We start from the raw sequence: 13,734 nt of genomic DNA, 5'->3' as shown, positions 1-13,734 counted from the left end.
GGATTTTGAGGAGATGTTTATTTTTTCATGTTTAGTGGTATTGGGGTCAATAGACCCTAAAAACTTTAACTGGATCAGACAGTAGAGATGAATGTGATTGATTCATTTTGTCTAAAAGGGCACAGTATATTGGACTAATAACACACTTATCTGCGGTACTATTGTTACCCCTAACTATTCCACCGTTTGCAAGAGATAACCAATAAGAGATCGCTATGACAATAAGTGCCAACCATTCCAACGTTAACAATGACACTGAGTCTGCGACAGGAACATTACTTAATAGCCATCCTGAACGTCTCACCTCAGAATTATCAACACATTATGACCTCACGGTTATCGCCTCACTAGATACTTTAATGGGGGTTGACTGCTTAGAACTTGCCTATCGCGCGTCATACCAAGCTATAAAAAACGTGCCTTTAACGGGCGAGTGTGTAAAACCCAGATTTAAAATACAACTATTGGGCATAGAAGGAGGTTGGAATGCGACCCTCGACAGTTCCATGCTCTATAGCATAGATAGCCAATGGTTAGAGCAACTGAGCGAACAGAAACGTGCCGGCAACCCGAGCTACCAAGACTGGCATTCACTCAAACAGCACACAGTTAACCCCTTAGAAGCGATTGAGACCAGTATCATTTTACTTTGCTTGCCCAAAGGCCAACTCTGCGCATCCCTATTGCAACAGGCAGGCAAACAGATTATTGATCTCACAGCCGAGGCCCTTAGCCCTCTCGAAGCGCTGGGAAACTGGTTAAATGAACCTTTGCTACCGATAGATGAGGCACACGCCACTTATTATCGAAACTACCTGCCGGGTTTAGCCTTTCAAGGTATCCCGTATAAAAAAGATAGCAAGGCGAAAACTGGCCCAGCACAGCCTTGTGTAGAGGCCATTCTAGAGCGAAAACGACTATTTCAAACTTCTGTTACAAGCGACAAGTGCACAAAACTGGATATCGACGCTTGTTGGCGAGGAATAAACCTTGCAGGCAAAAGGGATCACGAGAAACAAAAATTTAAACAAGAAAAAGACGTTTGTTTGTACTTAGTGGACGAAGCCTCGATCGAGCTTCGAGCTGACAATAGCCGTTATGCAGATTACAAGGAGAGTTTTCTCGAAACGCTGGATGAACAATATTGCCAATACCATTACGAGGAAACACAGCAAAAGCGCCAGCCATTAACGCTGCCGACCAACTTGATTCTCTATTGCACTAAGCCAAGAGCAACGGAAGATACATCAAACCCTTCAGTCCCACCGCTTTCTCGAGTTGAAAGAATCGAGTTCACCACCAGCAAAAATGAAGCAAAGTCGCTGCATGAACTAAGCCGCTTACCTCAACTGCAAGGCTTAGCGACAATCACCGTGATCTCAGGCCAGTTTAGTCATTACTTCAGAGCGGATATCAACCAGCACCTCACCACAAACAGCCACTCAGTGGTTGATTTGATCGTCGATCATTTACTGGCTATCAGCTTAGATGGTGAAAGACCTCTAGTTTCCTACGGCAGTACTTTCTTTTTGCCCTTCCGCTTGGCAGAAAAGCATCAAACAATCGAACCAAAATCCGATGCAAGGGAAGTGGATTACCAAAAGTTAATCACAGACCTAGCCAATGAAGCCGAAAAACATCAAAGCCTCAGTTCTGGTACCGTTGTTACTACCCAAGGCAATCTCAAGCTTAATCTCGAAGAGGGAGAGCGTTTCAATCTGATTGCCAACGAGCGGGATGCCTTTCTCTACCTTGACCCAGTGGTTCGTCAACGTCTGTGCAACTTAAACAAGGAGGATGGGCAATCCATCATCGAATGGCGCGCCCCTGTATCAATGGAAGACGAAATACACAGTAAACTTCCATATGTTTGGGCAATGTACAATCCAGATAACGCTCCCCAGCCTTGGACACAAGCGCAAGTAAGAAGCGTGAAACTGCATCAATTTTACAACGATGTGTATATTCTCTCTGTCAACGTTTACGAGCGCTTCTTTCAAGGTGAGGGCAACACCAGTTTCACCTCTGGCGGCCATGACTGGTGGCATGATCTCTTTACTGATGAATTAGACAAGCAGCAGCAGATAGAACAATCAAAAATCCGGCACTGGTTACGTTACAGCGAAACAATGCGCCAACTCTATCCGTCTTTTGCAATTAGAAATAGGGATGCCAACCTGCAACGTTACTATTTCGGGCACAAGTTTTGCCTCCATGATGTGGAGGAAAAAGCAACACTAAGAGAACTGAATTTCGAAGACTTAACACAGAACAAATACTGCTTACCTCGCGACGTTAGCAACATTCTGCAAACCTTAGGTATCGAGAATGGCACGACGCTTTCATTCAAGCCCTTTATCGATAATCGATTGTTTGTCAATGTGAGCTACGGGCTGGCCGGCAATGGGCAGATCAACGCCCGAAGTCGTGAAAAATACGATGCGCTCTACGCACTGGCGGCTTATGTTGACCGTACAGATCAAGCTTGGTCAAGCTTAGGGGGGTACGCCTATGATCCCGCGTTTACCAAAAACTTAATTGAAAGCCAAAGTTATAAACGCTGGGATGCAATGGGCAATCGCTACGCTTTTAGCAACTATGCCAATGTGTATGTTGGCTATGGTACAGAATTCAATAACATCATCGCCCCTTGCCACGTGTTTTATAACTATCAAAACATGCTACTGCTTGCCCTTTTTTATCGAGAATCACTGCACGATTTTCGAGAACAGATAGCCGAGCTGTCACAGCATATCGAAACCGCCTCCCCCTCGGTGTTTGAGCCAGTGCGCCAAGATTTCATTCGTTTTACCAACGTATCATGGTTCCAAGAACTGTCGTCGCAAATCCAAGGCAAAGAAATCTATCAGAAAATCCTGCAAGGGCTCGATATTAAGAAGGAGTATGAGTTTCTTGAAAAAGAAATAGCGGTAACCCACCAACATTTTCAATCACTTGCCACTGAAACCTTTACCAAGCTTGCTTTTGTGTTGGCTTTGCTCGCTTTGATCGGTTCAGCTTATTCGCTATATCTTCCCATTCAAACAGAGAAAAAACTTGTTACCCTTTACGGAGTACCACTGCTCGTTGTTTATGTCCTGATACTTTATGTATACAGAAAGCACATCGTCCGCCTAGGGGAAAAGTTAAAGCATGCTATACCTAACACCATCAAAAAAATGGGGTACTGCTTTTATGACGCCCCCCAACTTGAGCGCTTAAAGACACGCAATTCAAGGGGCAAAAAACCGTGGTACAGAAAATGGGGCTATTGGTTATGGATTGTAATTGGCATCACGATATTACTCTCGACCAATGCGGAACTCGCCATTTGGCAAATCGTGACTGGGCGGGAAACAACCCCCGATCAGCTCTGGTCACTTTGGTGGGATGTCATCTGGGTACAACCCTCGCAAAGACAGTAAAACATTTCCAATCTTCACGCCCTTTGGGTTAGTTGGCCGTTTAACCGCCAACCAATCAGCCCCTTTACCTGTAAGGGGCTATTTTTCTGCTATAAGCTGAGTGAAACATGCTTTGAGTAAACGCGCATCATACAGCGCATTGTGCGCTTGGCCTGGTGGTTGCTGATGTGGCGCTAACAGTGACATGCGCGGTAACAGGGGATCACGCCCTTGTAAAGTCAGCAAGGTAGCGAAATCATTCACCACATAAGAGAGAGGGCGAGGTAAATACGGCGAGCCCCCAAATAACTGGCAAAACAGCACCCAATCGTAAGCTGGGCAATCAGCCCACAGCTCGACTTGTTCATATTGACTTAACCAGTGCTTAAGCTGGTGGGCGATATTTTCATCACTATCGAAACCATACCGCACCTCTCCCTCTTGCAACCACTCACTTGGCGCGCAACAAGGTAAGGATAACCAGCGAGTATGAGCAAGTACATGCTCAGCAATCCAGTTATCCACGGGGGCTCCATGCCTTGCTTGGCACTCTGCATAAAAAGCCCAGCCATGCTCATCGACCAGTGCAAGGCTGAGTAGCTCAGCGTCTTGCTTTAAACCAGTAAATTCTGTATCCAAAAATAAACGCATACCACTTCCAAGTTATCGCTGTTGCCTTAAGTATAACTAGGTTAGCTGTCAATACCGAATGTTAGTCCCTACCTAAATAGCCAACGGTCTGAACGACCTTATCTAATGAAGCCTAATCGCTTTCGGCCTGATCACGGTGTGTTTTCTCGTCTCAACGGTCTGAACGACCATATCTAATGAAGCTTCTAATGAATGGGTTAACGGAAACAGGTTTTGAGGGTCTCAACGGTCTGAACGACCTTATCTAATGAAGCTCAAACTCAATGCCGTTTCATAACAAGACTGGGTAGTCTCAACGGTCTGAACGACCTTATCTAATGAAGCCCATATCCAGATACAATAGTTAGAGATGAGGATTTAAAGTCTCAACGGTCTGAACGACCTTATCTAATGAAGCCACATGACTCAAGCTAATCCTCAAGCGTGGGATCTTTTGTCTCAACGGTCTGAACGACCTTATCTAATGAAGCAACAAAAAACTCATTACTCTGACTGACGACAACATAAACGAGTCTCAACGGTCTGAACGACCTTATCTAATGAAGCTTGTAATCAATCGGATGGGCTAATAGAGCGCTGTAGTCTCAACGGTCTGAACGACCTTATCTAATGAAGCTAATGGTTCCATGAATAAAGAAGAGATCTTTAAGTCTCAACGGTCTGAACGACCTTATCTAATGAAGCACTACCCATAAATTGAGTTTCGGATTCAATAAGATAAAGAGCACTTTTGATTAGCCTAAAGTTATCCACAGGTCAGGGTTCGCTTCACCAAATTTAGACGCCTTAGCTTAGCCAAGTTTTTCGGTGAATGAAAGGGCAAATTGTTAAAGAGCAAACCTTCAGAGAATTTCGGCCTGTGGGAACCGTGCTATGGGCTCGCCATCGATATCAAACGAACCTTCTCGGGCGTTCAGTGGTAAAGCATAAAAGCGTAAACTGTCTCCCTCATCAACATGGTGTTTGCAACGCTGAAGCAACTTTTTCAAACTTGCTTCGTTTTTAAGCGTAATTTCAAAAACGGAAAACTGTACCCTTTCGCCATAAGAGAGCAGTAACTTGCTCAATCTGCGTCGTTTTTTATCATCGTCAACATCAAAACACGCCAAGTAGACTTTCATGCTTTAAGGCCTCCAAAATTTGGGTGTACTGCCTAGTTTCAGTGCAATTTTCACTTCTCTAATCTGAGCGATGAATTGATCGATGATTCGATCTTGCTTAGGCCGCTTTCCGGTGAGATCCGCCAACAGTTGGGTTAAAAAGCGTTTTCTCGCCTCGCGGCTGATTTCGCAGCCATTGGTTTGTGTGACAAAATCTTCCGGCTTTAGTTGCCGTTTATTAATCAAAGTGAGTGCAGTCCGCTCTACCACGACACGAAAGGGCTCCATCAAATCAGAAGCCAAGGTGCGATGAGCCCCATGAGGCTGGTGATAAAAACCCACCCAAGGGCAGAGCCCATTCGCTTGAATGAGCGCATCGGTTAAATGGTAGAGATAGGTGTAGCCCAGTGAGAGTAGGGCATTAACCGGATCTCTCGGCGGTCTTCGGTTGCGGCCAGTAAACTGCCATTGCTCTTCAAGTTGCTGAGCAAAAAACTGCCACAACAACTTGGCAGCCTCTCCTTCAAAGCCAAGCAATGTGGATAGCTCACGACTGCGCCTCGCCTTGTGTTTGCTATGCCTGAGTTTTTCAATCAAAGGTGACTGCGGGTCTCGATTGCGAATGAGATGGATATGGCCGTCAATTTTAGCCACCACCAGCTCAATAGACCAAGGTAACGCTACTTCGATTTGTTGCATGTGTGCCATTTGCACTTGCCAGTTTTGATGACCTTGGGTCGGTGTATTCGCACAAGCCACACCTTGGTATTGGCCATAATTGGAGGCAAAGTGAATGGGCACTTGTTTGAGCATGGCTTGCCTTAAACAAGGGGTGGTGATGTTGTGTGGCCCAAGAATAAAAATAGCCTCTAAGGCTTCCCAGCTATAGAAATGGGTTTGTTCCTCTTGGGTAATCTTAAGCCGCCCCTCTTCACTACTTAGCAGCGCCACCTCACCAGCCACCACTAACAAGGTCCCCAGCTGTTCTCGCTCGCCAATGGTTTCTTGCTCTAAGGTATTCGCCTGCAACCGTTGGGTGTGATGCCGCGTAATGGTTTGCTGTGCTTTAATGCTGAGGCCGTGTTCGTTGAGAGAATCAATCACTTGGTGCAGAGCCGCTTGCGCTTGCTGCTCGGTTTTAAATAGCAAAACAAAATCATCGGCATAACGAACAAGCTGATAATCTAACGCGAGCATGTCGGCATCAAAGTCATCTAGGATTAAGTTTGCCAGCAACGGGCTGAGCGGCGAGCCTTGCGGTAAGCCTTGTTGCCGTGGTTGCTGCTCTCCTGTTACGGTTTTTATCGGCGCTTTCACCCATGCCATGATGGTGTCAACCAACGCATCATTGGGCAGCAGAAGGGTTAAGCGTGTTTCAAGGTTGTGCCAATCCACATGGTCGAAAAAACTCGCCACGTCACTTTCGAGTAGCCATTCATAGCCGTTTTGTATCGCTTGATTGATCGCCAATTTAGCATCATGACGTGATAGACCACTGCGATACCCATAACTGTGACTTTTCCATAATCCTTCTAAGCTGGCGGCCAAAGGTCGAGCGATGGCTTGTTGCAATATTCTGTCGATAAGAGGGGGAATGGATAGGGTTCGCGTGCCGCCTTCTTCCCTATCGATCTCCATTTGTTGCAGGGGAGAAACAAGATAGCGTTGGTGGATCACGCTTTCGCTGTCTGCCATTACGGATTGCAGCACCTCACGTTGTTGCTGTTCCGATAATGGGTGGTCTAGGCTGTCGCTCACCACCTTGTTCAACTCACTCTCGGCAAAATACTGCACCAATAAGCGGTTGTTTTTTTCGCCCAACAAGTGGTCAATAGAGGTAAGGCAATATACCCCTAGCCCCATGGAGCGTGACTGACCAACCCCTAACCATTGCCCAAGCACTAACATGGCCATCTGCCATCTTGGCAACAATGCGAGCTGATTTAGGCTGGCTGAGAACAGCGCCCCGCCTAACGGTTTTTTTTGCTTGGGCTCTCCTTTGCCATAACGATGTTCAACCCAAAAACTAAGATGGGTTTCTAGATCGAATCCTTGCTCTACTTCACGTTGATAACGTATGCCAGTGTGGCTTTCTAGCAGGCCCACTAGCGTATCCAATAGCCGTTTGGTGAGCGTTTCTGAGGTGAAATCGGCTTTGTCTCGACAGTAACGCCGTTCTCCTTTTGTGGCCTCCGTTGTGTCGGGGGTTTTGGGTAGTAAGAAGCGAGTAGGTGTCAGCGATTGTAAATGCACTTGGTCTTGCTGCTGCCAATAGTGAACATCTTGCGCAAGCGCATCTAACCCATAGGGGTAAAGGTCTACCGCGTGTTGTACTGGCTCACCACTAACCCCGCAATACAGTGAGTGCAGTTCAACATTGGCATGTAAACACGCTGTTTTCGGTAGTGCGTGAGCGCTGTGTGGTAATCCGCTCAGTTTGTCGAACAGAGGTTGAATTAGTGTCGCCCCCAGTGGAGTGAACACCAATTTAAAACGATAAAACTCCTGTGGTTGATAGGTGGTTTTGCCATTTTCTAAGGTTTGCACCGTGACTTGCTGACTAAAGTTGGCAGGGCTACCACACAGATAGCGCACCCAAGTATGTACCGCAACATGGTGGTAAAACTGCAACGCCGCCGATTGGGTAAAGCGCAGCGTTACTACCACCGCGCGCAGCGGCAAGAGCTGCGCGATGGGTTCAATGGAGTTCAATAATGGTTGAGTCATTAACTGTTTCACATATTTGCGTTAGTCGGCTTTTCCATTTGCTCTAAAGACGTCACCTCGCCATTATCTGCGAGTTTTCCGAGATACTGATAGTTCGCGCTCGCTGGACGGTTCGCTCTTCCTCTCTCTTGCCGCTGTTTATTCTCTTCATTAAAAGCAAACCATTCGAAGATTTTTGTATCTGCCGTTTGTGGGCTAGGCATAGGGTAGTGAATGTTATGTTCTGTAAAATTATTTTCATTAGCTAGAGCAGCAATTTGCGTTAATGCAACCTGGCTAATCAATGGATTTTGGGCATGATTGAGCTCATAAGGTCTAGAGGCCAATTGCGGTACCTTGAGAAACTGCGTCAAAGCGGGATGTTCGATGCATTCGGCGAATTCTTTAAGTGTGCTGATGTTTGCTTCACTTGGCGTATAACCTTGCAATTGCTGCTGATAGACAGGCCCCGCGCTTAACGAGTGGTATCGTTGCTCTGGATCTTTTAACAACACCGCCAGCACATTCATTTCACATTTACCAAAGCCATAGGGTTTGCACATGCCAAGCTGATGATAAAACGGCTGCTCATTCCCCGTTTGTCTAGCCCCTGTTGATAAGAGTAACAGGGATAGTTCCTCTTCGGTTAAGTTGTCAAATTCAATCCAAAAGCCGAACGTAGGCTTAGTACTAGCGGTGATGCGCTCTGCCTTGGTCAGCATCTCATCTGTCCCCGTTTGCTGCATCTCAACAGCTGCTTTTTGATGCTGCAAATAGCGCTTTCGCCCATTGATTTGAAAGGATGTGTTGCCAGTAAGATCGGCCTTACTGACACCACTTCCATCATTTTTATGCAAATAGAGTGAGGGGGAAGGTGGTTTGGGTGAGTCTAAGGTAAGCGTGGTCTCAAACGCCTCTAACGATGCTTTCAAACTGATCGCATCATAAAAACGTACGCGCGTTGCCAAGGCCTTGCCTCCGTCGGCATTGCTTTTGTCTGTTTCTCTGTCTTCCACCACACCAAACAGCATTTCTGCGGCGGTGAGTTTACTTTCTTTGGCTTTACGCTTTTGACTCCCCCAAGGTAAATAGCGAGAGTGACCAGACGCAGCCATGATGCCATGCAGTGATTGGTGGGTGACTTCAGAGCGCCAAATTTGCGAAAGGGAGAGTTCGGTAATTTCATAACTTTCCCCATTTTCTGTGGAACGACCTTTGAAATACAACAGATCGCCCGCACATATTTTTAGAACATTTTCCTCACCTTTTAATGTCATCCAACTGTCCGGAATCATTACATCCTTAGGATGTTGACGCAGTTTGGATTCAAACGCTTCTTTAACATCGTCTGGAATCGTAAAACTCGCAAAATCCTTAGCGGCTCTTTTACTATAGGGGATCAGCAATTCATGCTTCTTGGTCGCCACCATTCTTGCCGCGAGATTTTTTATATCGCCTTTGTGGAAAAAGACGTATCTTCGATAATCATTCTCTTCAAAGCCTTTCCCTTTGGCCGCAAGATGTTTTTGAAACTCGCTATCCGTCATGTAGAGAATTTCAGGGCCGTCCTCTGTGCCCATTTTCAGTCCCTTCAAGGTTTTGAACATAATATTCAAGCTTGGGAAACGAACAGGCAGAGGATCATCCCAACTCGCATCTGGCAACTCATCTCTGATGTAAACAAATTTAGGATCCGTTTGACCACCATGAAAACACTCCAGCTCCTCTCGATAACGGGCTAGTTGATGGTCACTACGTTCTTTAATATGAGGATAATTGCATGATTCACTTCTCGGTACTTGTCGATAAAACTCTAGGCTGACAGGTAAAACCTCTTTCCAATCTTCGCAGTCCATAAAATAAGCAGCATCATCAAAAACCCAATCACCACTGCTATCTTTGCTATCGTTTGGGAACTCATGACCTTTTTGCTTCAATCCGCCAACGGTCAGTGGTTTTAACTCCAATCCACTCTCTCCATCGACTACGATACCAATTTGTGAAAAGACTTCATTTGAGCCAGCAGCCGTTCGAACTGAGTAACGCTCATCTGCCAATACACGCATCGCTGAATCGCTGATGGCTTCTGCAACACTGACTACCGCCCCCCGTAAACTGTTGGCCGGAATGGCCAACCTTTCTGGCTTATCTAATCTACCGTTAGGGTGGGCTTTAAAGAATCTAATGCACTCCTTGCCGCTGCCATTTTCGTTGATTTCATTTTTATTTTCCCTTGCTCCACCGATAATCAAATCACTGTGGTTAGTAATGGCAAGGAAAATGGCTCCACTTAAGCGATTGACTTGCCAAAGCTGGTGGGTAGCCTGACTTACTCCAGATTCAATGGTGCAATAGTCAGTATCGTACTCGGTGTTCGGCTTATCGTTGAGTGGCACAAAGTTAAATGGGTTGTAAAAGTGAGTCATCACTGCGCCTCCTTGCTGCTGACGTGGTTTGGCTGTTCACCACTGTTTGGTGAGGGGGTTCGTTGGTTGTCGAGTAAGGTCATCAACGCCTCATTTAGGGTAGTGAAACAGGGTAGCTTTTGCTCCTGCCACTTCTCTTGCAATGCGTCCCAATCGCTTAACCAGCAGTCACTGTCTGCTGTTTGCTCTTTGGCTTCTACCCATTGCACTTCGGCACGTGCCTTACCAAACCCTTTGCCTTTTAAGCCGCCAAACAGCATCTCGCCTTGCATTAAATCACGCAAAACCAAAAGGAATATGGCTAACTGAGCGTGATGCTTTTGTTCCATTAACGTGTGGTTTAAGCGGATGCGCCCGAGATAATCATTAACGATGGGCTTTTCAATCAAGTAGTTACCACCCGCCGTCTCTTTGCTTTGGGTACCGCCTTTAACACCGCCAGTAAAGCGATCTATCGCGATAAACGCCTGTTCCACGCTTTCATGGTTTTGCGCCACAAAATCACTGATGGTTAGGCTGCTCGCGTGTGTTTCGCCGCCAAACAGCACTTGCAATAACTCATCCGCCTTAGCTTCCGCTTGTTCACCGTGTTTTTGCAGCTGCGTTAGCAAAATTTTACGACCAAGAGCGCGGTAACTGCCACGCACGCTGGTGGAGGGGAGTATGTACTGGTTAGCGCTATTTTTCATCGAACGTGCAATTTGGTGATTGTTATCACTCTCATGCTGTTTGCCATCACTGATAAAAATTGGTGAAAGCGGGATGAGTTTGAGTTTCAACGTAAGCGCATTGGAATTAGACTCAAGCGGATTACAGGTAAACTCCAGTTTTTGCCTTACCTTGGCTAATTCATCAGGCTCGGGTTGCTTTAACCAGTCTCGATAGCGGCTTTCTTCAATTGCGAAAATTTCGATATTGCACAACTCAAACTGGCCTTGTTCATTGCGCGAGTGACGGCCAAGGCTATTTTCCCCACGCCCCCAAGCGAGCAGTAACCCTTTGAGAGATTGAAGCTGTTGCAGATCCGCTTCGTCTATCGAAAGTCGGCAAATGAACTCACTGCCGGGGTTGATGGTCTCTACATCAAATAAATGACCTTGCTTGGCCGCGCCAGTTATCGCATCAATGCTATTACGTGTGATTTTTTCAGTCGCAATATTGGATTTGGCAAAGGCATTATAAAAACGCACTAAACCGCCACGACTGGTGGTGATCTCTCCTTGTTGGCGCGCCGTTTCACCAAATATCCAACTCAACTCTTGTGACTTGTCACACTGCTGACTAAACGCATAACAGGCACCTTTTAAGCTGGATGCGGGTAAGTAGTAGCTGCCGTCGGCTGTTTTGCACGGTTGTAAGGTATTGCGACTTTCATTGCCTTTTACTTGCTGCTCTGGTTCACTTTCAACGATCAGTGTGTGATCACCACTGGCGATGAGTAGCGGTGAGAGCACTTTCAATGTAGCTTGTACTTGAATCGCGTAATATTGCTTAGTCATCTTGACCTCCCAATGGTTGTAGCGTGTTGGCATCAACTAAGGTGTAACCACTTGGTAGGATTTGATGCTGCGCGATAATCTCGTTTGACAACCAGGTAATTTTTGCAAAGCCGTTCTGAGGCAAATAAGGCGTAGTGTTGAAATCCCACTCTTTGTTGGGGCTAGGTAGCCCTGTGTGGAGAATTTTCTCGACCTGTATAAACACTTGCTCTCGTTCGCCACTCGTTAACTGACTCAAATCAAAAGTAAAGACACTGCCTGCTTTAACCACTATTTGTGGCTGATAAGCGGATGGTTTATAAAAGCGATTAAGAAGGTAATCACCACCAACAAGTTGTGTATCGGCATAGCAAGCAACTAATGGCACAGCAACATCAGTAAATACAAGTTGTGCAAAATAGTTTGCCACAAGGCTAAACAGCTGATCTTGCTGGATGTTATTGATCTCTTTCAAATCCTTGGCATCAAACAGCAGCGCATCGCTTTCAAGTTTAAGAGATAACTTTTGCGTAGTGTCTGAGCGCTTGAATGCGCCAGTGCAACCTGAGCCAGAGTCGCTATCTTGAAACTCTAATGTGGCCTTGGTTTTACCTAAGTTGAATAAACCTTGATGAACGACTTCTAAAACTTGCCGACCAATAACCTCTGATGTGTGGTCTGAAATTGGCTCTCCGCTTTCTGAGATCTTGGGCAGACTAAACTCCACTATCCACATCAAATCTTCATGGCGTAGGGTGTCATAACTAAATAGCGAACCATCTTCTGCCGATTGGGTGCTCGCGTTCACAGCGGTGCGTACCAGCAGTTCTCGCTTCATTTCAGGCAAATTGACGCCATAAGCTTGACGAACACTCAGCGGAACATCGCCTTTTCGGTCACTCTCAAATGCACCAGAGAAAAGCATGTTATCCTTTTGAATCAAGACTGCCGTATTCAGTTGCGCGACATCAAGATAACACTCTTGTGGTTGACCGTTATCACAGGCAGGAATAGAGAATTGCATCAGTGAAAGTGGTAGGGTTTGCGCCGTACTGTATTGAGACCAAGGTTTGGCTAGCGGTATTTTTTCCGCCCTCTGACCATCACTATCAAGAAACACTGCAACAGGTTTGGCGTGTGAAACCACCAATTGATTAATATGCTTTTTGAGCGGCGAGCTAGCCTCTAGACTTTGAAAATAGTGACTATTAATGAGCGTGGCTTTTAACGCATTGCCGGGAATAAAGTCTTCCGATACAAAGGTATTGCTGGTTTTAGAGCGTGGTTTTGCAAAGCAAATCGGTCGGTCTGCGTTAAATGCCACTCGCAATGGCACCTGATTGAGTGGTTCAACGGCTTTGTCTGCTGTTAATTGACTTAGCGATTTTTCATTTACCGTACACTTAGCCGATACCACCTCACCAAAACCAATACTCTTGAACGCACCAATGGCACTCACCGCTTGCAACGCTTTATTGAGCCAAGACTGTAATATGTCAGCGGGCACAGTTTGCGATTCAATGTAACGACCTCGGCCTTTAAAGGTGACTAAGGTTCCCACTGGATATTTGCTTTCAATGACTTGAATGTGTCCCTCTTCGACAGTCCCCGTTTCTTGATTGATTTTTATTCGATAAAGCTTTTCAGGCTCAACGCTTGCTTGTGCCTCACCCTGCTCAGTCAACTTCCACGGAAAGGTTAATGCAGCATGATCAAAACTATTCGATTCCGGCTGCTGAGGTTGTGGGCCGAAAGCGTACTGAATGAGCGTAGCTAACTGATCATCATTAAGTAACTGATTAAAACCCACCAACTGGTGACGTATCACTCCCTTCAGTTGTGAGCCATTGATGGCCAGAGAGCCGTTTTCTTGCTGGCTGAACGTGTCTAGGCCAAATCGCATGGCACCACTACTTTTGGTCATAAAAGGCGCTTTTAATATGAGTTCAAAGTTTATGTCATAGTGCTT

The 13,734-nt window shown here is 46.0% G+C and carries 7 protein-coding genes and 1 CRISPR repeat array; of the genes, 1 reads left to right on the top strand and 6 read right to left on the bottom strand.

The window, feature by feature from the left end:
- The first annotated feature begins 215 nt into the window (after window positions 1-215).
- Entirely contained in the window at window positions 216-3,425 is a 3,210-nt protein-coding gene (locus BSR11_RS01975; RefSeq protein WP_072668823.1) for a hypothetical protein, read from the top strand.
- A 78-nt stretch (window positions 3,426-3,503) separates the two neighbouring features.
- On the opposite strand, the gene BSR11_RS01970 is transcribed toward BSR11_RS01975, so the two are convergent.
- From BSR11_RS01970 to BSR11_RS01945, 6 genes are all read right to left on the bottom strand, one after another.
- Window positions 3,504-4,055 carry a 3'-5' exoribonuclease domain-containing protein gene (locus tag BSR11_RS01970; protein ID WP_072668822.1) on the bottom strand — a complete coding sequence of 184 codons (552 nt, stop codon included), beginning with the start codon at window positions 4,053-4,055 and terminating at the stop codon, window positions 3,504-3,506.
- Between the two features lie 77 nt (window positions 4,056-4,132).
- Window positions 4,133-4,739: direct repeats of the CRISPR family, unit length 35 nt; unit sequence GTCTCAACGGTCTGAACGACCTTATCTAATGAAGC.
- Between the two features lie 158 nt (window positions 4,740-4,897).
- On the bottom strand, window positions 4,898-5,176 hold the full coding sequence (cas2, locus tag BSR11_RS01965) for a CRISPR-associated endonuclease Cas2 (RefSeq protein WP_055043550.1): 279 nt from the start codon (window positions 5,174-5,176) through the stop codon (window positions 4,898-4,900).
- 3 nt (window positions 5,177-5,179) lie between these two features.
- The gene (cas1, locus tag BSR11_RS01960) at window positions 5,180-7,882 is read right to left on the bottom strand and encodes a CRISPR-associated endonuclease Cas1 (RefSeq protein WP_139299784.1); all 2,703 of its coding nucleotides are present in this window, start codon (window positions 7,880-7,882) and stop codon (window positions 5,180-5,182) included.
- 8 nt (window positions 7,883-7,890) lie between these two features.
- On the bottom strand, window positions 7,891-10,290 hold the full coding sequence (locus BSR11_RS01955) for an RAMP superfamily CRISPR-associated protein (RefSeq protein WP_139299783.1): 2,400 nt from the start codon (window positions 10,288-10,290) through the stop codon (window positions 7,891-7,893).
- The gene (locus BSR11_RS01950) at window positions 10,287-11,786 is read right to left on the bottom strand and encodes an RAMP superfamily CRISPR-associated protein (RefSeq protein WP_072668819.1); all 1,500 of its coding nucleotides are present in this window, start codon (window positions 11,784-11,786) and stop codon (window positions 10,287-10,289) included. Before BSR11_RS01950 ends, BSR11_RS01955 begins: the two co-directional genes overlap by 4 nt.
- Window positions 11,779-13,689, bottom strand: a complete 1,911-nt coding sequence (locus tag BSR11_RS01945) for an RAMP superfamily CRISPR-associated protein (RefSeq protein ID WP_139299781.1) — start codon at window positions 13,687-13,689, stop codon at window positions 11,779-11,781. Before BSR11_RS01945 ends, BSR11_RS01950 begins: the two co-directional genes overlap by 8 nt.
- Window positions 13,690-13,734: the final 45 nt, after the last annotated feature.

This window comes from Vibrio injensis, from assembly GCF_001895205.1.
GTDB classification, from domain to species: Bacteria; Pseudomonadota; Gammaproteobacteria; order Enterobacterales; family Vibrionaceae; genus Vibrio; species Vibrio injensis.
The sequence above is the reverse complement of the archived record's forward strand: the minus strand, read 5'-3'. Positions and strand labels throughout refer to the sequence as shown.